This is a genomic window from Paenibacillus sp. KS1 (genome assembly GCF_001680695.1).
Lineage (GTDB): Bacteria > Bacillota > Bacilli > Paenibacillales > Paenibacillaceae > Paenibacillus_B > Paenibacillus_B suaedae.
This window is the reverse complement of record NZ_MAIS01000027.1, coordinates 18,624-43,054: the sequence shown is the minus strand read 5'-3', so window position 1 is coordinate 43,054 and position 24,431 is coordinate 18,624. Positions and strand designations below refer to the sequence as shown.

Below are 24,431 nucleotides of genomic sequence, written 5' to 3'. Positions count from 1 at the left end.
AAAGTACGGAAGACATTCCAGTATCGCAGACTAGCAGGGGGGATATCGATGATATATATTGAAGCTGCCGGGGTCGAGGAAGACGAAATGTACTATTTTGAGATTGACGAGAACGGAACAGCTTATCGACAAATAAGCAAACATGGTAATTTACATAGCGAGGTCTCCACTGCGCCCGATTTTGTGTTGTGCGATCAAGAAGTAGTTATTGAGGCGGGTGATCGTATCATTACGAAGGAACAATTTGAAATCGAGTGGCAGCAAGCGATTGAGCCTAACCTAGCGGCATGGAAGATAACGAAGAAGCAGTATCCCCCGGGGAGTCCGGTAAGCGGGGAAATTGCGATGTTTTATCCGCAAGGAGCAATTATTCGATTTAGCGATAATGCTTATGCCGTAACAGATTATAATAAACTAAGAGAACAAACGCCTGCACAATATTTATATCCAAGCTACTGTATAGAAGGGTTCGTCGTAGACTACGACGAGATCAATTTATGGCTGGTTATCGAGAACTGTAAGATAACGGGAGAAAACTCTTTGTAGGTAGTAACAGTGCTTCTATTGAACCTAACTTTTTTCAGAAAGGAGGAGATGAGATGACGAAAGACGAGGCGCTATTTCTTCTTAAATGCCATGCTTTCCATTATGACGATTTCGAACACGAAAAAATGTCGAATGGATTTTTGGGCATGCTGAGACCTTTTCGCGGTGAATTAATTGAAGATAATTTCCACGAGCTGATGAAGATCATTGAAGTTCTGGCCGATGAGTTCGCGAAGCCGCAAGTAAACAGAATCTTGATATCGTGCTTCTGGAGCATCTGCCAGCTATCCCGAGCATGGGCTTTATATCCTGACGGTATGCTGCAGAGCAATGGCCTGCTTTCCCAAGAACAGGTTCGAAAAATGGACGAATGGGTAGACATGATCTCGTATGCAGTGATGGTATTATTAGAAGGCGAAGATCAATTGGATGAAGCGCTATGGTTATATCGAGAATACTTGCACAACCAAGAGAAGTGAAGCACCGTGGAGAAGGTGAACCAAGGGGATATCGAGGGAAATACATGCACTTGATAGGAGATTATGCAATGAATAGACTCGCCTCATTAGACAGCATTCCATGGCACCGAATGACAACCGCCTATGGAAGGGGAACGGATATACCTCATCTGATTGAAGAAGGAAAATATCATGAATTGGCTAATTTAATCGAGCATCAGGGGACATTGTGGCAGGTAACGCCATGGGTACTGCTTGTGTTGCTGCAGAAGCTGGCGGATCGAGCTCGCCAACCAGAACAAATTACGGAAAACGAAATGAGGCCTTACGCGGCTGTTGCCTCCGCATTAGCCTTTCAAGACATGGAGGCGGGGCAAGCGGTTGACAAGATGGAAGACTTACTAGAAGAAAAGTACTTATGGCCGGAGAGCGAGGAAGAGGATGAGGAACAGTGGGAGGAAGGGGAGCCGCCTGGATATGATCCAATACCGTTCTTTAGTTATTATTACTATAGCTATGACTTATTGAAGCAGGCAGTGCCTACTTTCACTGCAATCAAGAATGGCAATCGCCAGCTTGCTCCCACTATTGATGAGATTCTTCAGTTATTCGCAAGCTAATTTATACAGAACTTATCACCGTCAATAGAAGAATAGAGAAGGGTAATGCGTAATTTAGATGATTTATCTATCTTTACCTTGGCCGCATGCTTACCTGAACAGGTATAATAAATATACGTTAGCAAACCCTAACAGCACGATACATACGAAATAGCAGGAATGAAAAGGAGATACAATGGACGAGAAACCTTCTAATTTAGACGCAGGATGGAACTTCGACAACAGTTACTCCCGTCTTCCACATTCATTTTTTTCCAAGCTGAATCCAACTCCTGTACGAGCGCCGGAACTTCGTGTTTTGAATGAATCGCTCGCAGCCTCCCTAGGATTGAGTGCAGAAGCATTAAGAAGCGAGTATGGCGTAGCAACGCTTGCTGGCAATACGATTCCAGAAGGGGCGTTGCCGCTCGCTCAGGCTTATGCTGGACATCAATTCGGGTATTTCAATATGCTTGGGGACGGAAGAGCAATTCTGCTTGGCGAACATATTACGCCTACGGATGAACGATTCGACATTCAGCTTAAAGGCCCCGGCAGAACCCCATATTCACGAGGCGGCGATGGTCGAGCTGCCCTCGGGCCGATGCTGCGAGAATACATCATTAGCGAAGCGATGTACGGTCTAGGCATTCCAACGACACGCAGCTTAGCGGTAGTATCCACCGGTCAAGGAGTCATACGTGAATCAGAGCTGCCGGGCGCGATACTCACTCGTATCGCTGCGAGTCATATACGAGTCGGGACATTCCAATACGTATCCAATTGGTGCGGTGCCGAGGATTTGCATACTTTGGCTGATTACACGCTGAACAGGCACTTCCCAGGAGCAGCAGACAACAGTGACAACCGATATTTGATCCTGCTCAAAGAGGTTATAAAGCGTCAGGCATCGCTTATCGCTAAATGGCAGCTTGTCGGATTCATTCACGGAGTCATGAATACGGACAATATGGCTATTAGCGGTGAAACGATTGATTATGGCCCTTGCGCCTTCATGGATGCGTACAATCCAGATACCGTCTTTAGTTCCATTGATCGAGAAGGACGCTATGCATATGGCAATCAGCCGAATATTGGCGGGTGGAACCTTGCCCGGTTCGCGGAATCTATCTTGCCGCTGCTGCATGACAACGAGTTGAAGGCCGTGGAATTGGCCGAGGATGCCCTGAATGAATACTTTGAGCTGTATCATAGTCACTGGCTGGCTGGAATGAGAGCAAAGTTAGGCATTTTCAATGAAGAAGAGCAAGATGAAGCCTTGATTAACGACCTGCTGAATCTGATGCAGAAGCATCATGCTGATTATACCAATACGTTCCGTGCATTGACCCTCAATACGGGCGAGAGAGAGTCATCTTTATTCGCTAGCACCGAGTATGGACAATGGCATGAGCAATGGCAAGCAAGACTAGCCAAACAACCGCAATCCAAGGAACAGTCACTTCAGCTTATGCGCAGCAGCAATCCTGCCGTCATTCCGCGCAATCATCGAGTTGAAGAAGCATTGGATGCAGCGTCGCAAGAAGGGGATTACAGTGTGATGAAGCGTCTGCTGGATGTTCTCGCGAATCCATTCGCATACGCTGCTGATCAGGAAGAATACTGCGAATTGCCGCCTACGCCTTCCCGTCCTTACCGAACTTATTGCGGCACGTAATAGACAGTATAAGCAGTAACTTGACATGCGCATTCACATGATGGTACGATGATTGCATAATTTTCTAGGGAGAGATGTTGATGTTGGCGGTCGTTCTTAACTAATCAAATTCCATAGTGAGGAATATGTAATGCCAGTGAGAAGTGTTGCTGCTTAGCAGTATTTATTTGCTGTGGCTTTGCGTACCCTCGGAATTAGTTAAGAACAACGGATATCATACTTGCCTTAGGTCATAAGTATGCCTATTTATTGAACCCGCATCCGTGCTTCTTGAAGCACGGATTTTTGCTTTATTTGGGGGCTTATTTAGGTATCAATCAAGAAGGGCGTAGAATGACGTTTGTTCATTCTGCGCCTTTTTTGTGTGCCATGAATGAGCGTCATTCCACCACAAAGGAGGATTAACGCAATGCACAATTTTATCGACATCGCAAATGAAGGCGTACGCTTGGAAGAAGGGATTACTGTCATCGAGCAGCTCTTGATGGAATGTTATTTGAACCCTGGAATCTCTACCAAAGAATTGGCCCGGAAAGCTCTTATTCCGATACCAACTGCTGCTGCCGTTAAACGGGAACTTATCAAGGTCGGGGTCATTGTTCAGGATAAAGGAGCACGCTGTACCGTGAAAGGGAAAGCATGGGTTGAGGAACAATGGGGGTATCGTGGAATCCAAAGAAACCTATATCAAGAGCTGATGTCTCTCGAAAATGGGATTCATCCCGATCTGGATCATGTATTAGCCGATTTGCGGGAAATCATGAACCATCGTCCACAGGCCGATACTCGAATCGATCAATCCAAATGTACACCGGAGACTAGCTTACGCAGAGCAGTGCTTTGTTTGAGGCAGCAATTCTTAATTGGAAAACAGATTATGTGTGTAGGAGACGACGATTTGGTTAGCGTGTCAATCGGACTGCTGCTTCAAGCTCTATTCCCTAATGGGAGACATTCTAAAACAGCAGTGCATGTCGTTGACATGGATGAGCGATTTTTACATTACATTCATGATGTGGCACAGCAAAAACGATTGCCGATTCAATGCATCTATCACGATTTGAGAGAACCACTGCCGGCAAACTTGCATGGGAAGTTCGATTGTTTCTTCACAGATCCCCCGTATACGCTGCAGGGGATGAGCCTCTTCGTATCTCGAGGTATTAGCGCACTGCGGAAGAGAAAAGGCTTGCCGATTTTCTTATCCTTCGCACACAAGTCACCTGATTACATGTTCACGATGCAGCGTGAGTTCCTGAGAATGGGGCTGACGATGAGTGCAACATTGCCGCGATTCAATGAATACGAAGGAGCAGAAATTATCGCGAATCGAAGCCAGATGATCATTCTCAAGACGACCGAACGTACCATACCGGATTGCTCAGGGACATTTGAGGATGCATTATACACAGGTGAAGTGAGGCAGACGATGCGTACGTACAAATGTAAACAGTGTGGGAACAAGATCCCGGTTGGCAGCCAATGTGAGATCGCAACGATAGAGCAGCTCAAGCACCGAGGCTGCGACTCATGCGGCAACGATACGTTTGATTTCATGAATAAGAAAACATTATGATATATCAAGAAGGAGAAAACATGAACATCATCATTCGAAAAGAAACACAAGCAGACTACCAAGTGACTGAATCCGTTGTGAAACAGGCATTCGACGCATTGGAATTCAGTGATCAAAAGGAACATGAATTAGTATCCCGTGTCCGGCAATCCGACGCATTCATTCCGGAGTTATCCTTAGTCGCTGTTCTCAGTGATCGTATCGTCGGTCACATCCTGTTATCTCGAATAACAATTCGTGGAGATCAGCACACCGTAGATTCACTCGCCTTGGCTCCCGTATCCGTGTTACCGGAATACCAAGCTCTCGGAATTGGAAAGAAGCTGATCCGTGAAGCACTGCAGCTAGCTGTACAGTTGGGATACAGTTCTGTGATCGTATTGGGTCATCCTCAGTATTATCCAAAGTTCGGCTTCAAGAAAGCCTCAATATGGGGGATACAACCACCTTTTGAAGTGCCTGACGAGGTGTTTATGGCATTGGAGCTGCAAGAGCACGCTCTGGATCACGCTTCCGGGGTTGTGCAGTATCCAAGTGAATTTTTTTGAATAAATGGTCGTTCTGGCCGGTATGCAGATGATCAGGCCAGGTAGCGAGCCATACATGGGAGAGTCGATAATGAGGTACCCAATTGTCGCGTATGATGCGAAATACCATGAACGATTAGTAGACATATGGCTTCGTACGCACAGATAGGGCGTTCAGCTCTCGACGGAACAGGTCGACCTTTTCCATTGCTGCATCTAGAACTAAAAAATGATCAATCGGGTTAAGCTTTTATATCGATATCGAGATACAATCATGTAATACTATTTCTGCTAAAATAATAACGAAGTAATCGGGTGTTTTATATTCGTATTTTATGTTTAGATGTTCAAGCCAGTCTCCCTAGAGGGGATTGGCTTGAACTCTTTTTGTCTTGAGATTAATTTCATAATGAAAAAGGATGAGGGCGGCATATTTGGATCGTTTCATCATATGATCGATACTGACCGAAAGGTTAGTAAAAAGTGAAGGAGGAGAAGCTTTGCCTGTAAGGCTCTACGAAAGAGAAAAAGTGTTGAGGGCCTGCATATCCGTATTCGCGAGCAATGGTTATAAAAACACTTCGACCGGGATGCTGGCTGAAGCAGCCGGCACATCGAAGGCTTTAATATTTCATCATTTCACCAGCAAGAAGAAGCTTTATTTCAGCTTATTGAATCATTGCATTGAAAAGTTATCAAGCAAAATTCGAGCGGACTACATACTCGATAACGAGGATTTTTTTGAGGCTATAGATACGATCAGCCGCTTAAAACTCAATTACTTTCGTAAACACGCGAATGAATACAAATTGGTGTACGAGGCTTTCTATTTGATGCCTGATGAACTGAAAGAAGACATTGAGCTGAAGTATGGGCACGCAATTGCCCTCAGGTATCAAGAGTGGGAACGATTATTTGAAAAAGTTCAGCTGCGAGAAGGCGTTCAGCGCAAGCAAGCTTTTGAGCTAATCAAGATTACGCTGGAGCATTTCCAAAGGAAGTTTATTGAGGAGCTCAAGGATATTGATAACATTGAGGAAGAATGCCTTGATGTCTTGCTTGATGAGATGAAAAGCTTCTGCTGCATGATCCGTCATGGAATTGCATCGGACACGACTGACACGAATGCATGACCCAATGATTATGGAAACGGCGAATGTGAAAAGGAGCGAAAATATGAAGAGATTAACGAGTGACGACTTTATCTCTACGGAACCAATGCACGATGTCGTCTCATTTTATGCGAAATTTTATGAGCAGCAGGAACCGCTGTACCGCCTTGATAATTTTTTTGGCATGGGGGAAGCATGGCTCGCATTTCGCCACGATGATGTTGTTGCAATATTGAAAGACCCGCGCTTTATCAAGGACATCCGCAAGCTGACACCAAGGGAACAACCCATAGAGGAGAACGCATCCGTGAATGCCTTGATGGAATGGGTGATCAACATGCCGAATATGCTCACTGTTGATCCGCCCGATCATACCAGGCTGCGCAGGCTGGTATCCAGAGCCTTCACCCCCAACATGATTGAGGAGCTACATCCCCGTATTCAGCAGATTGCCGATGAATTGCTGGATGCTGTGCAGGAGCAGGGAAAGATGGATCTTGTATCGGATTTTGCCTATCCGCTTCCTATCACCGTCATTTCGGAAATGCTTGGCATTCCCGTCGCTGAGCGAAGCCAATTCCGAGAATGGACGCGTACACTTGGGCAAGCCTCACTGGATCCGAAGGAAAGTGAGGCGGTTGTTGCCACACTGAATGAATTTATTCAATATATTCAATTACTTCTAACCGAGAAACGCAAAAATCCTGGAAACGATGTAATCAGCAGTCTCGTTCAGGCCTATGACGAAGGTGATCATTTAAGCGAGAATGAGCTCCTATCGACCATATGGCTGCTTATCTCCGCCGGACATGAAACGACATTCAATCTGATCGCCAACGGCACGCTGGCTCTGCTTCAGCACCCAGATCAGATGCGTCTGCTCCAGAACGATTCCTCTTTGGTGCCTTCCGCAGTGGAGGAATTATTGCGCTTCGCTGGTCCAGTCTTGCTTGGCAGCCGCATTGCGGGCGAAGATATAGTGCTTCACGGTCAGACGATTCGTAAGGGCGAAATGATTGTGATCACGCTGAACGGAGCCAACTTTGATCCGCATAAGTTTGCGAATCCCGGTACTCTGAACATTACGCGTGAAGAGAATGAGCACTTAACCTTTGGCAAGGGAATTCATCACTGCTTAGGCGCCCCATTGGCCCGATTGGAAGGTCAGGTTGCTTTCCGCACACTGCTGCGACGACTGCCTAATCTGCGCCTGGCAATTGATCCCGAGCATCTGACCTATAACAAGGACTCAATGCGTTCACTTGCGAGCTTGCCTGTATTGTTTTAGGCTCTTCATCACGGTTCGCTTGACTGTAATTCGACGTTCACATGTCTTCAGGTTTTGTCGTATCAATGATACGCAAGCTTGAGGACATTTCTTTTTTTGCAAACATACAAGCCTTTAGCAAGATTGGAACAGCATCTATCCCACAGAACAGATACAATAAAGGTAACAACGAACCACTGCTAGAGGAAAGGACAGATTTTGCATTGGATTACAAGGACGATATTCAGCGCAGTATCGAGTATATCGAAACAAATCTAACCAGAGAGTTTACTGCCATTGAAATTGCAGAGCATATCGGATACTCGGTATATCATTTTTGCAGAGTATTCAGCGTCCACCAAGGTATACCTCTGATGGATTTTGTGCGTAAGAAAAGATTGATTCAGGCAAGGAGATCGCTGCTCACGAACCGTAAAATTATTGATATTGCCCTAGATTACGGGTTCGAAACAGCAAGCGGTTTTTCCAAGTCCTTCCGCAAAGAATTTGGCTACAGTCCGACCGTCTATCTTACTAAGTTCAAAGCATGGCATTCAAGCAATCTATACATTCATTTGGAGGGAGACAGAATGCACCCTATTTTTGTAACAAAATCCGAATTCAAAGTAGCTGGCTATGGCATTTACACGAATCTGGCGAACGGGTATACGAAAGACATCGCAGCCTATTGGGATACGTATATCGGAGACAATTTGGAAAGTAAGATGTATGAGCAATTAACTCCGCCGGAGCACGGCGAGGTAGGAATCTGTATCCCCGCATCAGATGAAGGGAATATTGTCTATTTATTTGGCGTTATCGTTAAAGATTATAGCAAGGTTACTCCCGACATGATAACTGTCGAAGTTCCTGAGGCACATTATGCCGTCTTCACAAAACCGCCAGTCGATTATTTCGGAAGCGATGCAGCTTATGATGCAGATCCGCTAGCTGCGGCCGTTCAAGCAACCTGGACCTACATTTTCGAGGAATGGTTCCCGAACAGTGAATATGTATACGATGAATCCAAGCTCGATTTTGAATTTTATGATGAACGCTGCCACGGACAGAGCAATGTCGTCATGGATATTTATGTCCCAGTCCAAAAATCAATTGCTCAGGGGGAATAGAGTATGGAGAAGCAATATTATGGAGAGTTATGCTCCTTATTTTACGATTTGGATAAGCCAGAGGCACCGAAGGAACAAATGGACTTCTGGATGTCTTATGCCGATAAGACAATGAGAATATTAGAGCCTATGTGCGGATCAGGTCGGTTTCTAGTCCCATTTCTTGAACAAGGTTATCAGATCGATGGATTCGATTTGTCTGCGGATATGATACATAGATGTATAGAGAAGCTCACATCATTAGGCTTCAGTACACATATTGATATATGTGATTTCAACAACTTTGATACGTCGATTGCGAAGTATGATTTAATCTTTATTGCAGCTGGATCATTTTCCTTATTAACGGATCGGGACGAGGTAATCAAGGCTCTCCAAGTTATGAAGAATTGTCTAACTCCGACAGGTCGCATCGTGTTAAGTGTTGAATCCGACCTTCCTTATCGTGGAATTGGACAAACTAGCATTAATCAACAGCAATTCGATTTGGCAGCGTTCGAGGAAGGCAGGAGGGTAGGGAAGGACTCCGTAGAAGTAGCACTGCGAAGCAAGAATGCTTACGATACGGACCAACAAATTTTATACTCGATGATTTCCTATGAGTTGTATATCGATAATAGATCTGTACGTACCGAATACGAGGATTTTCATTTGAGACTGTATCAACCGAATGAATTCGACAGCATCGTTGAGCAATGCGGGTTCGTGATCGCTCATAAATTTGCCGATTTAGATAAAAATAATGTTGATTTCCAGCAGGCAGAAGAGATCTATTACGAACTTCATACATAAAACGTCAAGGGCGGCTAATCCTGCAGCAGGAAGGCCGCCCTCATCGTTCATGCAACAATGTATGGATTGCAAGTATCGTTATTGTTCACAATGACATCTGCGCACAGTTGTGGAGCGTGTTCCTCAATATACAGCTGGGATGCTGCATGATATCGATTCACAAACACAGCTTCCGCCTTCTCATAACTTCCGAAAGCAAGTGCCTCCCGCAGTGCCCCTCTATTTCTAGCAATTGCATAATCCGTATCTACAAACACTTTGAAATCGAAGAGCGTCCGCAGCTCCTTTTTCAGTAAGAAGGTTCCATCGATGATTACAATCAAATCCTTGGCTGCTAATTGCAATTCTGGATTCACATATACATCCTGAGCTAGATCCAATGAGATCGTCTGGTAATACAGGCTACCATTGGGCCCGAGGGGAACGAGAAGCTTTTGTTTGAATGACTCATAATCATGAGCATCCTCGTAATATCCGGTTGCAGAATCCTTGCCTTGTCTGTAGCGAATTTGCCTTGGATGATGAAAGTGATCAATACTAGCTCTAATCACGCGACTTTGCCTACATTGAAGTTCCTCAGCTAGCTCATTTGCAAGTGTTGTCTTCCCAGATGCAGTGATTCCACTAATCCCCACACGAATCGGATGGTCTAATCTCAAATCTACGATTCGATCCGCGATTTCAGCGATCAACTTTCTTCGCAACATATTGCTCCTCCTTATGTGATAGAGCAGCATCCATTCTCTTATTTGCAGGTCGAAAACGTGTGGGAATGGGATGGTAATATCAGATTGATTTATGAATGAGCGGACACTGGAATATGCGTAAAGCTAGCAAAATCGAACAAGCCCATATCGGTCAGCTTCAGTTCCGGAATAACCGGCAAGCAGAGGAATGACAAGGTGACAAAAGGATTGAACTCCTGTGAAGCGCCAATGTGTGCCAATGCATCATTGAGACGTTCCATACGATCAAGTACCTCCGTATATTCACCCTTCGCCATCAATCCTGCCAGCGGAAGCTCGATCGAAGCGAGGACTTCGCCCTGGCTTACTACAACCAAGCCGCCCTTTAAGTCACGCAGCGCCTGAACAGCTGTCAGCATATCCTGATCGTTGCTTCCGGCTACAACTAAATTGTGCGAATCATGTGCTACGGTAGAGGCAATCGCTCCGGATTGTATGCCAAATCCCTTCACAATGCCTAGTCCAACACAGCCAGTATGGTGATGTCGCTCGAACACGGCGATCTTCAATTGATCCTTCTTGGTAGAAGGGCAGAAGTACCCATTCGCTACGTCTACTTCCTCAATAAGATGTGTCGTGATTAGACTATTCGGATTAATGCCGATAATGTGGCAGTGTCGTTCTGTTTCACCCAGTTCAATTTGCAGATCATGCTCCGTAATCTCAGACAGATGTACGGTCTTCAATAAAGGGGCAGGGATATCAGTTGCTTGGATCTTCGGCCCTGTATACTGGCCATTCTCGCCGACTAAGCTTCCGCCTTTGTACACCTGAGCAATCGTCAGTTCCTGCAGGTCATCCAACAATAACAGATCTGCCTCGTACCCTGGGGCAATCGCACCCTTCGCATGCAAGCCGAAGCATTCAGCTGCATTCAGAGAAGCCATCTGAATCGCTTGCAGCGGGTCAAGACCGTATCGAATAGCAAGGCGTGCATTATGATCAACGCTGCCCTCATGGAGCAGCTCATCCAAGTGCTTATCGTCGGTACAGAACACACAGCGGCGGGCATTGCTCGCTGTAACAGCCGGGATGAGCGCCTCAACATCCTTCGCAACCGATCCCTCGCGCAGCATGACATACATACCTCTGCGCAGTCTTGCCTTTGCTTCCTCAGCTGTCACACATTCATGGTCATTGCGAATGCCTACAGATCGGTACACATTGATAGCTTCTTCATCTAATCCAGCACCATGGCCGTCAATCAGTTTGCCGTGCCGATGCGATGATAACAACTTGTCCACCATATCCGCATCACCACGGCGTACAGAAGGGTAATCCATCACTTCCGCCAATCCTAGGACGCGTGGGTGAGTGTAGAAGGGTTCCAGACTGGCAGCATCCAGCTTCGCTCCGGCATGCTCGAATGGCGTACAAGGGACACACGATGGGAGCATGACAAAGACGTCCAGCGGCAGATTTTCAGAGGCATCGAGCATATATTGAATGCCATCCGCTCCCGCAACATTTGCAATCTCGTGGGGATCTGTAATGACCGTCGTAACTCCATGCGGAAGTACAACACGAGCGAATTCGGATGGCGTAACCATAGCAGATTCAATGTGAACGTGCGTATCGATGAAAGAGGGTGCAATATAGCGGCCTTTCGCATCGATGACGCGATCTCCTTCATAGCTGCCGCAAATTCCTACGATAATGCCATCTACAATCGCGACATCACCTTCCATAATTTCTAGATTGAAGACGTCAACGATCTTTCCGTTCGTGATGACAAGATCAGCAGACTTCATTCTGCCCGCTGCGGCAATTCGATTGTTCCAATGCTGCTTGCTCCAATTCATTCGAAATCACATTCCTTTTCTCGTTGTATGAATAGTGTGGGGATAAAGCACCCATATAAATACAAAAAAACTTTAGTTCTGATAACTAAAGTTTGACGGTAAGGAGCAAGAACAGCCTGTCCATGATAGATAGAAGAGTTAGCGCTCAATCCGATCCCACATAGCAAGCATTCTTTTCCTCGTAGTCAAACTGTTTACGGCAGCTCGGTAGAGACGATTGGACCATATTTCCAAAGTTATACGAAGAAGTATACGGTTGTAATTCTCTACATTGTATAGGGCGCCATTATTCCCGTCAACCCGGGAGCTTGTTCCTAGCAGATCAATTGTTTGTAATAAGAGGAAGAGAAAACACAGGAATGGGATGCAATATAGGGTAAAGTGGAAATGAGTGATGAAACCATAATTGTAGGTCCATACGGAAAATGGGGAAGTAGTTGAACAGAGGGAGTGAGTATCCCTCTGTTCGTTTGTGAATTCACTTCTAATCCTTCAAAGCATATAGCTGCTGTTGATTCACTGGTGACGTAATTACTGCTCCAGCATAGAAATTCAATAATGCCATCATATCTTGCGTACTTTGACTGGAATTGCTGGATAGATTGTTAACCGGCTGTTGAGCTACGGACGACTCAGCATTGCCAATGAATTCACCAAAAGTCTGTTTTGTTTCGCCTAACAATACTTTGCTGCCGTCTGGTCTGACGAGATATTGCCGAATATAGCCGTCTTCGCGGGTCGTTACGAGTTTGCCCTTTTTATTCTCTTTTTCATCTGATTCCTGCTTTTGTATTTCCTTCATTGTGTCCGCAAATAACGGCTCAGATTGTGCTTTGGATCGCTTCGCGGCAGGCGGGATTCGATAATAAGATTCAATACGCATCTATGTAACCCTCCATCATTTTGCATGTTATTAGTAATTTGCTTTCATGTTATCTATCGGAAAATAACTGCTTATCGCTTAATATTTTTGAAAAAAAGAATAATGAAGTTATGTCTTGAACCTGGACAGCACATGCAAAACGGGCGTATTTCAATTCTATTTCTAGCTGCTTGACCGCGTCATCCTTCCTTATCATTTCATATAATTGTAATGATAGGGGGGTGTTAATTTTGTGCAATCATGGGTTTGAAGATGACAACTGCAACAGCTCGATGGAAATATTGCAAAGTACTGCTGATATGGCATTCCGTGTTCCTGTATTTCTCAGCCATCCTAGTACACTAAATAATACACAGTTGAGATTTTTAAGTCGCTTAATTACAGAGATTCAGAACGCGCTTCTCTTTCCTCGTACGCTGCCCGATACAGAACAGTACCCGGAGAAAACCTTAACGAGTGTACGCCGTATGATCCTATCCAGCTACGGTTTCATAGCCACTAATTTGCAGCAGGTGTTCGCAATGTATACGCAGACCAATACTGGCTCACAACCACCAGCGCCGTCTTGGGAGGGAGCACCGTTCTTGCAAATTGAACCTTCTATGGCGTATCTATACGGATTGCCTATGCTGTTGATTAAGGAAAAGGGAGTAAACAGTATCGGAATCTGGAATCCCTTAGTTCAACCTTATTTTATTATCGAATGGGATTCGACGAAGCCGCTCAATGATTTCTTCGGAACCGTAGAATGGAAAGAGTTGTTCCAGAACTGGGTCGCTAGGGTCAGAAATGGTTATTTTATACAGACTGAGCCTTCGTTCCAATATGAATGTCGGGGAAATCTGTAGAGAATTAAGGGGAATGCTGTCATTTGAATATAAATAGGATACGCCACAAAAAGTACCTCTATCCCATTTCGAAAGAGGTACCTTTGTGTGGCGTATATAATTTCAAGTCATGCAGGGAAGAAGAATCTGATTCGAAATGAATTAAGAATTGATAACCTGAATCCCTTTGATAATATTCCATACAAAGTAGTACACGCTTATCACTCCGCATACACAAAATGCGATAATTGCACCGATTCCCCATGCGACGCCAATGTCGCGTACACTAACCCCAATTAAGCCAAACAACATTACCGCAATAATGACCGCGATACTTGGAATAAGGTGAGTCCATAGCGCACGTTTGGCATGGCTTCTTGTTACCGAATCTCCAACAATCCAGGCTAAAACAGGGAATAAGATAGGCGCAAAGAGAACGCTCCAGTACGAAAATGCCGATATTACTTTATTTTCTTTCATTTATGTTCACCTCTAGTAGTTATTGTTCTTATCTTGTTCTGATACATAGATCATACAATAAGACTTTGGCTCTACCTATCGATCAAGCTTTCAATATCATTACGAATTTGTAAGCCTAGGGCAAGTTTCATCATTCGATTCGCCTCGTAGTCCATCCGTTGACTGCTTACATTTATGATTCCTATAATAAGTTCAAGGGAGTTCATTTCCAACGAAACTTGTCCATCGCGCTTATGAGACGCATCGCCATACGATAAAAGGTGGGGAAGAGCTTCATCTGAGAAGCATCCAGGTTGGCATCAGGCTGCCCGGGGATGGGTATCCGATTGTCGGTCGGGTATCACGAATCATTGAAGGGGCTGTATCTTGCCGTCATGCTTTCCGCCATCATATTAGCTTCGCTTATCAGCTGACTCGCTGCTAAGGAAATTATTGATAAAGTGCAATTGGAGGAATTACAAGCATGTCGATTGGCTAGATTTAATAAAGAAAGCAGATCATAAGCGATCAAGCTGACTAATGCACTTGGATAGCAGCTTGATCGCTCATGTCACGTACTACTTGAGTATCTTGTCAATAATCCCATATTCAAGCGCTTCTTCTGCAGTCATAAAGTAGTCGCGATCCATGTCTTTCTCAATTCGTTCGGCGGGCTGACCAGTATGGCCAGCCATTAATTGCACAAGTCTCTCGCGCATCTTGAGAATGCGTTTGGCGCTGATGGCAATGTCGCTTGCCTGTCCTTGAGCGCCTCCATGGGGTTGATGAATCATGATTTCGCTATTGGGTAGTGCAAAGCGCTTGCCCTTGGCTCCTGCTAACAGCAGAATCGATCCATAGGAGGCGGCTAATCCTGTACAGATGGTATGAACCTGCGGCTTAATGTATTGCATTGTGTCATAGATGCCAAATCCTGCAGTGACCGAGCCTCCTGGACTATTGATGTACATATAAATGTCTTTGTCTGAATCCTCCGCTGCAAGAAGAAGGAGCTGCGCAACAACACTATTGGCCAGACTATCATTAATTTCAGAACCGACAAAAACAATTCGATCCTTCAGCAATCGGGAATAGATGTCGTAGGAGCGTTCGCCTCGACTCGTTTGCTCAACAACATATGGGATATAGTTGGACATGGTAATACCTCCTCTGTTTTTCCACTGTGGAATATCCAGAAAACGAATGGATCGCAGCAGAAGATACGGTTCAGAGGACAAAAGTTTTTTTCACAAGGTTGCGTAACGCAATGCATGCTTCATTCGTTTACTGATAAGAAGATACACCATAATTGCCGCCATGAATGATTCATGTTAGGCATGAAGAAGGCTGATGAAGTGAAAGCGAGAACGAGCGAATGAAGGAGTTGACTGTGAAGGATGACCAATCTAGATCAAGTGCAGAGCGTCGAACAACCTAATCTGAAGCAGTTGAACGACGTACTGAACAGATATTGCCTCTCTCTCACACATTCCAAATGGGATTCTGAGGATCTCGTACAGGATACGTGGGTCAAGATTCTAGCCCGTAACAAGGAGTTAGAACACAACAACCCTGAAGCGCTGCTGCTGCGTACAGCCAAGAACGCTTGGATTGACCAAGTACGCCGAAGACATCGATTGGATCAAATTCTGGTAAAGCAGCAGCTTCAATCTCAAGAACACAATGATCCTATACAAGAGAATAGTACAATTGACATCGAAGCCGCCTTCCAATATATGATGACACACTTGTCTCCTCTGCAAAGAACCGTCCTCCTTATGCGCAGCGTACTCGGGTATTCTGTTGCTGACACTGCAAATAAGCTGAAGACAACGGAAGGGGCGGTGAAGGCTGCATATCATCGAGCACGGAAGGTGCTGCTTGATGTGAAGGAAGATGAATACATGGAAGAAGCGGCCCTGCCTGACAATGTGGAAGCTCAAAGCCACATACGGGCACTCGCTATTGCATTTGTCAATGGAGAAGTCAACGAGGTATTGCGACTTGTGCAGGGAGAACAGGATCTCGTTCCTGTATTGAATATGTACTCTAGGTCGAATCAGATGCGTTATAAACAGAAGCAGCGGGATTATAAGCAGATGTTCCACCATTTTGAAGCCTTACTAGCTGCATAAAGTATGCTCGTATGGAGCAATGCAGCATGCTGTTTCTGGATAATCTGTGAATCGCTTAGCCCGCCTCATGCATACACGTCGATATGGGCAAACGTCTTCAGCATGTGACACGTAACATGGAGCTGAGGGCGCTTGCCCGATCCTCCTTTATGAAAAGGTGAGAAGGGGAGCAATTTATCTAGTTTAAGCGAGCAATAATAATGATAACCGTGCTATAAACATCTTTGGATATTCATAGCGTTGTAGACAATCCCAACATTAGGAAGTAGACTGGCTATATAGTATTTTGGACATGTCTACATATTCATCGATGAGAGGAAATTGAAGATGACAGATGTACAATTACATCACATTTTACACTGTTTTCGCTTCCATAAGCCTGAAATCACTTTCCTGAGGCATAATGAGAATCGGACATATAAAGTGAGCGACGCTGACGGCAGCACTTATGTCCTGCGTGTTCATCAGCCGTTTAAAGAAAGTATGACAGGCTTGCAACATACTTATGAAGGCTTGCTGGGTGAACTGCTCATGCTGGAAGCCTTGGCGAAGGAGAGCAGCCTGCTGGTACAGTCGCCGCTGCGCAATCAAGATGGGGAATTGATTACCGTCATCGAACATGAAGGGCAGCGATTGAACTGTTCGGTACTAACGTGGCTGGACGGTAGGGATCTTCAGAAGGAGGACGTTCAGAAGCCAGAATTGGTCAAGCTGCTCGGATCTCAAGTTGCTGAACTCCATGAATTTTACCGTCAGTATCCGCGCGATCGGGTAAAGAATCGACCAGAGCAAGGGATTGCATATAATGTTGGCTTGATTTCAACAATACATACAGGGTTGGAACTCGGTTTATTTGTGCCTTCAGATGTCGCGATCATCGAGAAATGCATTCATCTTATCAACGATAAACTTGAGCAATTCGGAACCGAGGATAGATGGGGACTTATTCACGGTGATTTAGGTTTTGGTAATATGATTATCTCTCCTGAAGGTCAATTAAGCTTTATTGACTTCGGATTCTTTGGCCCGGGATACGATTGGACAGACATCGCCATGGGGGCGATGATGGCTCCCGCAGCACACAGAGACATATTCCTAGAGGGATATTACGGAACTGCGAACATTGCTGTGGACGAGCTTGTTCTAATCGAAGGCATGATGCTGATTTCGATTATCGGATATTACGCGTTTCAAATGGGGAACGAGTCCGTACGTAATTGGATGCGGGAGAAAATGCCGAAGCTTTGTGCTGATCATTGTGTGCCATTCCTAGCAGGAGAGCGAATATTTTATCAGGTATAGGGTAATTATGTCACGTCGAGTCCTTATATTTTTCCAAGATGATTGATAAGATAGGGGAAGAACATATATTCCGTGGACAATCGGGAGGATTAAAAGGAGGGGTTCCTATGCACGCGAAGAAAGTTCCTCGTTAAGCCCGTGGCCCGCCATTCATGAAACTGTATCCACTCATTCCAAATACACAGACCAAGGGAGAGATACGCGAATGAACATGAATGGACCTGTTGAAATTTCAAGACAAGAAAGAATGGCAACCTGTTGTGAACTTGCCGACCGCTTGCAGAAGGTTTATGGTGAGCAAATTATTGCAATCGGGGTGTATGGCTCCGTATCCCGAGGCACGGACGGCCCTTATTCGGACATTGAGATGTTCTGTGTGCTGAAAGACGCAGACGAAGAGGTAGACTTCAGTTACGAATGGTCATCGGGGCCTTGGAAGGCTGAAGTGAATGTACGAAGCGCTAGTGTGGTTCTGAACGACGCAGCCGCTGTGGAAGGGGACTGGCCATTAACACACGGGCCATTCTTCTCACCGCTAAGTCTGTATGATCCGGATGGATTTTTTTCTAAGCTGAAGGAAGCGGCACAATCACCCTCAAGTGTTGATTTCTCAAATGCAATTAACGAAGTGCTCGTGGGAGAAATGTATGAGTTCATTGGAAAGCTCCGGAATGCGAGTCGAACCGGCACGCAAATGTATCTGCCCTATTTAGCTATGCAATTTGCCAAATACGGCGCCATGTTGATCGGACTTCACAATCGGAAGCTGTACTCGACAGGAGCAAGAGTTCTTCCTGAATCGTTGCAGTTTCCAGAGCGCCCGGCTGGGTATGACATGGTCGCCAATATGGTCATGTCCGGTCAGTTGTCTGAACCGGATCGAATTATTGATGCGTGCGAACAGTTCTGGAATGGACTCGTCTCATGGGCTGCCGAACATGACTACAAGATTCATTCGGAACGTATTCCATTCTAAGAAATCCCGGCTGCGTTAAATGGCGATTGATGACCTGATCATCAAATCACAATATGGACTTCATGTACACAAGCTCTGCTCTAAGCAGGGCTTTTTTATTTTTCAACTGGTGGCGGCCAATGAGCCGATGGTTCTTTCAATAGATAGAAAATGATTCTTCCTATTTTCGAGATCCATACTTGTTTTTCGGGTTTGAATCCAACTGTTTGATTTTTCCTAGAAATGAAACTTGTCTCACCATTTGAGATATGTGATACTATTGTTATCTGCAAAAATGGGAGGTGAATGCATTGCTGTTGGAACTCCAGGATCTGATGTCTACTGATTTGATTCCGTATTTGATTTCGATCGGTCTAATATGCTCACTGACGTATGCTTACGTAGCACATCTGTATGTCGCAGTCGATCACTACTTAGTGCCTGCATACAGAGGCCGAGTCGCGATTGTTCCTCATCAGGAACGGATCGTCGGTCGGACAGAGATACATCACTGGCTAACCAGAAGCGTGAAGCGAAAAGAAGCGCCGGATGGAGATTCAGGAGACTGCCATTCCTTGATTGGAATTAGAACGTTACCCAATCAAGGAGGATTATTATGGAGCAGTTCAATGTATTCACCTACAAGCGAAAGTTCATTCTAATCGGGGCATTGGTGCTCCTAGTGCTATTAAGCGGATGCGGGGTAAGCGGGCCTAATGCCACCGTTGATGCAAATACGCCAGGCTTTTTTAACCATTACATTGTATATCCGTTTGTGTATCTGATTCAACATTTTGCGGCATTTTTCGGTGGAAGCTACGGACTGGCATTGATTATGCTCACGCTGCTCGTACGGTTAGCGCTGATGCCGCTCATGATGAGACAGTATCGCAATCAGCAGAAGATGAAACAGAAGATGGACGTTTTGCAGCCTGAGTTGAAGCTTCTTCAAGACGCATATAAGGATAAGAAGGATGCGGAATCAAAAGCAAAGATGCAGCAAGAGATGATGCAATTGTATCAGAAGCATCAGGTGAATCCGCTGGCAATGGGCTGCTTGCCGCTGCTTATCCAGCTGCCTATCTTGTCCGGATTGTATTATGCCATTAAGTTCACACCGGAAGTAGCTGCACACTCGTTCCTATGGTTCCAGCTCGGAAAACCGGACATTGTGCTTCCACTGCTCGTTGGGATCATCTACTTCTTTCAATATAAGGCTACGCAAATCGGTATGGATCCGATGCAGAGCAAGCAGTTTGCATTTATGGGATACTTGTCTCCAATCATGATGACCGTGTTTTCCCTGACCACTCCCGCAGTCATACCGATGTATTGGTGTGTAGGCGGCGTGTTCGTTATTCTGCAAACACTGCTTGCGAAGAAGATGTATCGGACGAAGATAGAACCAGCCGCAACCGTTAGCAACAATTAAAAAGCGTAACAACAAAGCAATCAAAGCTGTCCTGAATGAATTAGTGGGGCAGCTTTTTATCTACTTGAAAATGGATAAAGAGGTATTTAGACATTGGAGGGAATGGGTATGGAGTGCCAATCTAGCATATTTACGCAGGAGCAAATCGAAACTATCGTGAAGCGATTTGGAAATACATTTTTTGAACAGATGCTGCGCCATCTCGATGATTATGCCGAGAAGTGGTCGTTGTCCTCATTGCAGCTGATTCCTTCCTTCTCAGCAAACGTAGTGTTCACTTGCTACTCCGAACAATTTGGCCATGCGATACTTAAAATAGGACAACCATCGGAAACGATTTGGACGGAAGTTTCGACATTGCGTCAATATCAGGGGCAGCGATTCTGCAAGGTATATGAGGCGGATATAGAAAATGGCGTTATCCTATTAGAACGTTTGCAGCCGGGTACTACCTTGCGGGACGAGAGTTCTCTACAGCAACGATTGGATGTATTCTGTTCCTTATATTCGAATTTACATATCGCGGCTGTTGAGGCAGAACAATTCCCAACCTATATCGGTTGGGTCGAACGGATAACAGATTACATGAGACAGCGTCACGATTGCCCTGAATTAACTAGACACATGCAGCGTGCAAGAGATATTTGCTTGTCCATAGCTTCAACGTATTCGCAAAATCTGCTGCTGCACGGTGATCTTCATCATGATAATATGCTGCTCGGCAGCAATGGGGAATACGTGATCATCGACCCGAAGGGTGTAATCGGCGATCCTGTATTTGATATTCCTCGATTTATATTAAATGAGTTCGATGAAAGCATTACGGAGAACTTATATGAGAAAATAGAAGAAATCATAGGTGTTCTCACGAAGAAGCTTGCGATTCCGAATGATGTCATAAGGAAATGCCTATATGTAGAAACGGCGATGGGAATGTGTTGGTGTGTAGAAGACGGTTCGACACCTGAGGAATATACTGCCCTTGTCCAAAAGGTAGCCTTTGCCGAGGCAATCATGAACGAGCAAGGTACTTGGTAAGGCTGGTTGACGCAGCTAACTAAATACTATAAGTTTGAATGGAGTCAGATTGGCTCCTATGCTATTACGATAGGGAGGAGGGAAGATACGTGCAGTTTTTATTGTTCTATTAATACGGGCTTCTTCTTAACCAGATAGTAGCTCGTATCGAAACCATTCCTATGGCTATCGATACGAAATGATGAAATTTCGGAGGTAGCAAATAGATGGAACATATTTGTTTTGAACTCGAAAACGTCGAAGTGACGTATTTAGATAAAGAGATATTCAAGATTGACCGGTTAGCTGTACATCAGTTTGACCGGATTGGCATCGTTGGCAAGAACGGGGCAGGGAAGAGCACGCTTCTGAGGTTGCTTGCAGGTATTGTTCAACCCACGAGCGGGAACGTGAAACGGCATGTCGAATATGGCTTGTTTGAGCAAATGGAGGCGCCTGCAGATGCTGAAGCAGATCCAGCGTTACTAGGCAGATTGGCGGTTCCGAATCGTACTGAGGGTTTAAGCGGCGGGGAGCAGACAAGGCTGAAGCTTGCGCACATGCTGACTCATTATTATGAAGCACTGCTCATCGATGAGCCAACAACCCATTTAGATCAAGCGGGCATTGTGTTCCTGCTCGATGAGCTTCGCTATTACTACGGAGCGCTTGTCCTGATCAGTCATGATCGTGCCGTACTGGATGAGCTCGTCACGACGATTTGGGAAGTGCATGAAGGCAAGGTGCATGTGTATTCAGGGAACTACAGCGATTACGTCGAGGCGAAGCGTCTGGAGCGCGAACAGCAGATGCAAGCACATGAGCAGTTTATCAAGGAGAAAACCCGCCTAGAAAAAGCTGCACAAGAGAAAATGAAGAAAGCCGAAAAGATTGCGCAAGCAGGCAGTATGTCTAAGAAAGAGTCGAAGGCATTGGCAAACCGCATGTTCGAAACCAAATCGAAAGGCACCAGCCAAAAAGCAGTCCATCGTGCCGCTCGCGCTATTGAACATCGTATGGAAAAGCTTCAAGAAGTAGAGGCCGTGCAGGAAGAGAGACAGATTGTGTTCCGCCAAGCGAAAACAGTAGAATTGCACAATAAGTTTCCTATTATGGCAGACAGACTCACGCTCCAATTGGGTGACAATGTATTACTTAAAGATGTAAATTTCCAGCTTCCTCTGGGGAAGAAAATAGCGATTACGGGTGCAAATGGAAGCGGAAAAAGCTCGCTGTTAGCACATATAGCAAATGCGGGGGCAGGCTTAACCATTTCCCCAAAAGCGAAAATAGGCTGGTTCCGTCAAATGAGTTATCAATATACAAGCAATGAGTCCGTGCTGCAATTCATCAAAAATCGCTCCGACTATGAGGAAGGTTTTTTGCGAGGTGTGCTGCATGCTATGCAGTTCGTCGGGACTGACATTCAGAAGAGTGTCCGATCCTTAAGCAGTGGGGAAGCGATTCGTCTCCAGCTGTGCCAGCTATTCCTAGGGGAATATAACATACTATTGTTGGACGAGCCGACCAACTTTTTAGATATTCATGCTATAGAGGCATTGGAGCGGTTCATTGCCGCATATGAGGGAACGATCATCTTCGTGTCTCATGACAAGAAGTTCGTGGAGCATGCCGCAGATGTACACTTCCATCTCTCGGATCGCAAATTGCATTTAATGTAAAGGTAGTTAATCATTTAAATAAGCCGCCAAGTTCGATGTGGCGGCTTATTGTTATCTATTCAGTTATGTCCACAGAATCTCATCAAGACAATGCTTTCAAACCCGTAACCCCAATGATAATTGCGATGAGGCTCACGATCCGCGCTGGGCTTTTGCTTTCACCGAAGAAAATCATATTAATAAGAACGGCTCCTGCAGTACCAATGCCGACCCATACTGCATAGCTGACACTAACCTGAAGATATAGGAATGAAGTATAGAGTAGGGCGAAGGAAGCACCGAATCCACCTAAGAAGATCACTCCATTTTGCAGCGTTTTATGCTGGGAATACTTTTTAAGTCCGACTACACCGACCATTTCACACATTGCCGCTAGGAAAACAAACAGCCATCCCATCGTTACACAACTCCTTTCTGTTTATGATCCGTGGCAGCTTGATCTGCCAATTTAAGTCCGATAACGCCTGCAACAAGCACGATCATAAAACCAATTTTGCCTATGCTAAGACTCCCGCCGAAAAACAATACATCCATCAGTGCCGTACCGACTGTCCCTGCACCTGCGAAGATCGCATATACAGTACCGGTAGGAAGCTTCTCACAAGCCTTAGCCAAGAAATGAAAATCAACAGCAATGATTCCGAGAATAATGGCCCAATGCCACCACGATGAGGCCATATTAAAGCCAAATACCCACAGCAGCTCGAACAGACAAGTGAGTATGACATACATCCAAGAACGATTCATGTTTTACATCTCTCCTAATGTGAATGACATTCAGTCATTTTATAGACAAAAAGATAGGCCCTTGAACTACAGGACCTGAATCCCTAGTGCGTGACTGACGAAGGCGTATACTTCTTCCGCTTGCGCTTGTACTTCTGATTCATCCGCTTGATCGAACAGATACACTTGCTCAGCTGCGGATTCAATAGCTCCAATCACAATTCGCGCCGTTCTAACGGTGTTCAGCGATTTCCGAATTGAGCCATTGGCTTGAGCTTTTTCCAATAGTTCAGAAACCCAATCATAGTAAGGTTTATAAATGGATTCCCATTCCTTTAAATGCTCACTGGAAGCTAATCCTGCATACAAAAGCGCTAACTGCTCTCGGCTATCATGGTGAAGCTGGAACACCGTTGCAATAAAGGACTTGATCTGATCCTGAAATGGGGCGTTCTGATCTACTGAGCTCTGGAGTGCTTCTATAATCTTCTGCACCATGACTTCTGCAATAGAAGGCATGACAGCCAGCTTAGAAGGGAAGTAAAGATAAAATGTGCCCTGTGCAATCCCGGCTCCCTTCACGATATCAGATACCTTCGTCTTCTCGATGCCTTTGCTGCACAATACTTCTATAGCCGCACGAACAATACGTTCCTTTTTGTCTTCGATGAGTATGACCTCCTCTAACTCGATCACAAATGACTGACTATCATTCATTTTACTTTGTGATCAATGAACTGTCAATTGGGGGATATTCAACATGAAATGTAGCTTGTATAA

26 protein-coding genes and 1 riboswitch are annotated in these 24,431 nt (G+C 45.2%); of the genes, 18 read left to right on the top strand and 8 right to left on the bottom strand.

The features are described from left to right. Positions 1–48 precede the first annotated feature (48 nt). The 10 genes from BBG47_RS11340 (at position 49) to BBG47_RS11295 (ending at position 9,685) form a co-directional block, all read left to right on the top strand. Complete coding sequence (locus tag BBG47_RS11340) at positions 49–546, top strand: hypothetical protein (RefSeq protein WP_065291803.1); 498 nt, start codon at positions 49–51, stop codon at positions 544–546. Between the two features lie 53 nt (positions 547–599). After that, the gene (locus tag BBG47_RS11335) at positions 600–1,025 is read left to right on the top strand and encodes a hypothetical protein (protein ID WP_065291802.1); all 426 of its coding nucleotides are present in this window, start codon (positions 600–602) and stop codon (positions 1,023–1,025) included. Between the two features lie 68 nt (positions 1,026–1,093). After that, the gene (locus BBG47_RS11330) at positions 1,094–1,624 is read left to right on the top strand and encodes a hypothetical protein (protein ID WP_065291801.1); all 531 of its coding nucleotides are present in this window, start codon (positions 1,094–1,096) and stop codon (positions 1,622–1,624) included. Between the two features lie 175 nt (positions 1,625–1,799). Continuing rightward, the gene (locus BBG47_RS11325) at positions 1,800–3,281 is read left to right on the top strand and encodes a protein adenylyltransferase SelO (RefSeq protein WP_065291800.1); all 1,482 of its coding nucleotides are present in this window, start codon (positions 1,800–1,802) and stop codon (positions 3,279–3,281) included. A gap of 409 nt (positions 3,282–3,690) precedes the next feature. Beyond that, complete coding sequence (locus BBG47_RS11320; protein ID WP_065291799.1) at positions 3,691–4,857, top strand: bis-aminopropyl spermidine synthase family protein; 1,167 nt, start codon at positions 3,691–3,693, stop codon at positions 4,855–4,857. A 20-nt stretch (positions 4,858–4,877) separates the two neighbouring features. Further along, positions 4,878–5,405, top strand: coding sequence for a GNAT family N-acetyltransferase (locus BBG47_RS11315; RefSeq protein WP_065291798.1), 528 nt, complete (start codon positions 4,878–4,880; stop codon positions 5,403–5,405). Between the two features lie 479 nt (positions 5,406–5,884). After that, positions 5,885–6,517 carry a TetR/AcrR family transcriptional regulator gene (locus BBG47_RS11310; RefSeq protein WP_065291797.1) on the top strand — a complete coding sequence of 211 codons (633 nt, stop codon included), beginning with the start codon at positions 5,885–5,887 and terminating at the stop codon, positions 6,515–6,517. Between the two features lie 43 nt (positions 6,518–6,560). Beyond that, positions 6,561–7,784: a cytochrome P450 family protein gene (locus BBG47_RS11305; protein ID WP_065291796.1), complete on the top strand. Its 1,224-nt coding sequence runs from the start codon at positions 6,561–6,563 to the stop codon at positions 7,782–7,784. A gap of 65 nt (positions 7,785–7,849) precedes the next feature. Further along, entirely contained in the window at positions 7,850–8,893 is a 1,044-nt protein-coding gene (locus BBG47_RS11300) for an AraC family transcriptional regulator (RefSeq protein ID WP_254659804.1), read from the top strand. Between the two features lie 3 nt (positions 8,894–8,896). After that, a complete protein-coding gene (locus BBG47_RS11295) occupies positions 8,897–9,685 on the top strand; it encodes a class I SAM-dependent methyltransferase (protein WP_083189232.1) in 789 nt (262 codons plus the stop codon). Positions 9,686–9,732: 47 nt separating this feature from the next. On the opposite strand, the gene BBG47_RS11290 is transcribed toward BBG47_RS11295, so the two are convergent. The 3 genes from BBG47_RS11290 to BBG47_RS11280 all read right to left on the bottom strand — a co-directional run bounded on the left by BBG47_RS11290 (position 9,733) and on the right by BBG47_RS11280 (position 13,116). After that, the gene (locus tag BBG47_RS11290) at positions 9,733–10,392 is read right to left on the bottom strand and encodes a nucleoside/nucleotide kinase family protein (protein ID WP_065291795.1); all 660 of its coding nucleotides are present in this window, start codon (positions 10,390–10,392) and stop codon (positions 9,733–9,735) included. An 89-nt stretch (positions 10,393–10,481) separates the two neighbouring features. Continuing rightward, complete coding sequence (ade, locus tag BBG47_RS11285; RefSeq protein WP_065291794.1) at positions 10,482–12,233, bottom strand: adenine deaminase; 1,752 nt, start codon at positions 12,231–12,233, stop codon at positions 10,482–10,484. Positions 12,234–12,395: 162 nt separating this feature from the next. Further along, positions 12,396–12,497, bottom strand: a riboswitch (purine riboswitch). 220 nt (positions 12,498–12,717) lie between these two features. After that, positions 12,718–13,116, bottom strand: coding sequence for a hypothetical protein (locus BBG47_RS11280; RefSeq protein ID WP_065291793.1), 399 nt, complete (start codon positions 13,114–13,116; stop codon positions 12,718–12,720). A gap of 230 nt (positions 13,117–13,346) precedes the next feature. On the opposite strand from BBG47_RS11280, the gene BBG47_RS11275 reads away from it, so the two are divergent. After that, positions 13,347–13,964 (top strand): hypothetical protein, encoded by a 618-nt coding sequence (locus BBG47_RS11275; RefSeq protein WP_251489356.1) that lies wholly within the window; start codon positions 13,347–13,349, stop codon positions 13,962–13,964. A gap of 141 nt (positions 13,965–14,105) precedes the next feature. On the opposite strand, the gene BBG47_RS11270 is transcribed toward BBG47_RS11275, so the two are convergent. Then, complete coding sequence (locus tag BBG47_RS11270) at positions 14,106–14,423, bottom strand: magnetosome magnetite crystal formation protein family (RefSeq protein ID WP_065291792.1); 318 nt, start codon at positions 14,421–14,423, stop codon at positions 14,106–14,108. 557 nt (positions 14,424–14,980) lie between these two features. Beyond that, on the bottom strand, positions 14,981–15,559 hold the full coding sequence (gene clpP / locus BBG47_RS11265) for an ATP-dependent Clp endopeptidase proteolytic subunit ClpP (RefSeq protein ID WP_065291791.1): 579 nt from the start codon (positions 15,557–15,559) through the stop codon (positions 14,981–14,983). A 240-nt stretch (positions 15,560–15,799) separates the two neighbouring features. On the opposite strand from clpP, the gene BBG47_RS11260 reads away from it, so the two are divergent. From BBG47_RS11260 to BBG47_RS11230, 7 genes are all read left to right on the top strand, one after another. Continuing rightward, the gene (locus BBG47_RS11260) at positions 15,800–16,537 is read left to right on the top strand and encodes an RNA polymerase sigma factor (RefSeq protein ID WP_065291790.1); all 738 of its coding nucleotides are present in this window, start codon (positions 15,800–15,802) and stop codon (positions 16,535–16,537) included. Positions 16,538–16,864: 327 nt separating this feature from the next. After that, positions 16,865–17,839, top strand: coding sequence for a phosphotransferase enzyme family protein (locus tag BBG47_RS11255; RefSeq protein WP_065291789.1), 975 nt, complete (start codon positions 16,865–16,867; stop codon positions 17,837–17,839). Between the two features lie 205 nt (positions 17,840–18,044). Further along, complete coding sequence (locus BBG47_RS11250; protein WP_065291788.1) at positions 18,045–18,815, top strand: ANT(4')-I family aminoglycoside nucleotidyltransferase; 771 nt, start codon at positions 18,045–18,047, stop codon at positions 18,813–18,815. Positions 18,816–19,105: 290 nt separating this feature from the next. Continuing rightward, positions 19,106–19,456 (top strand): hypothetical protein, encoded by a 351-nt coding sequence (locus tag BBG47_RS11245; protein WP_065291787.1) that lies wholly within the window; start codon positions 19,106–19,108, stop codon positions 19,454–19,456. Continuing rightward, positions 19,411–20,226, top strand: coding sequence for a membrane protein insertase YidC (yidC, locus tag BBG47_RS11240; RefSeq protein ID WP_065291786.1), 816 nt, complete (start codon positions 19,411–19,413; stop codon positions 20,224–20,226). Before BBG47_RS11245 ends, yidC begins: the two co-directional genes overlap by 46 nt. A gap of 108 nt (positions 20,227–20,334) precedes the next feature. Then, the gene (locus tag BBG47_RS11235) at positions 20,335–21,264 is read left to right on the top strand and encodes an aminoglycoside phosphotransferase family protein (RefSeq protein ID WP_065291785.1); all 930 of its coding nucleotides are present in this window, start codon (positions 20,335–20,337) and stop codon (positions 21,262–21,264) included. A 206-nt stretch (positions 21,265–21,470) separates the two neighbouring features. After that, positions 21,471–22,925, top strand: coding sequence for an Msr family ABC-F type ribosomal protection protein (locus BBG47_RS11230; protein ID WP_065291784.1), 1,455 nt, complete (start codon positions 21,471–21,473; stop codon positions 22,923–22,925). 82 nt (positions 22,926–23,007) lie between these two features. Here the strand turns inward: BBG47_RS11230 and BBG47_RS11225 are convergent, their stop codons facing one another. The 3 genes from BBG47_RS11225 to BBG47_RS11215 all read right to left on the bottom strand — a co-directional run bounded on the left by BBG47_RS11225 (position 23,008) and on the right by BBG47_RS11215 (position 24,320). Next, positions 23,008–23,322, bottom strand: a complete 315-nt coding sequence (locus tag BBG47_RS11225; RefSeq protein ID WP_065291783.1) for a DMT family transporter — start codon at positions 23,320–23,322, stop codon at positions 23,008–23,010. A gap of 2 nt (positions 23,323–23,324) precedes the next feature. After that, positions 23,325–23,672 (bottom strand): DMT family transporter, encoded by a 348-nt coding sequence (locus BBG47_RS11220; protein ID WP_065291782.1) that lies wholly within the window; start codon positions 23,670–23,672, stop codon positions 23,325–23,327. Positions 23,673–23,738: 66 nt separating this feature from the next. After that, the gene (locus BBG47_RS11215) at positions 23,739–24,320 is read right to left on the bottom strand and encodes a TetR/AcrR family transcriptional regulator (RefSeq protein WP_065291826.1); all 582 of its coding nucleotides are present in this window, start codon (positions 24,318–24,320) and stop codon (positions 23,739–23,741) included. Between the last annotated feature and the right edge of the window lie 111 nt (positions 24,321–24,431).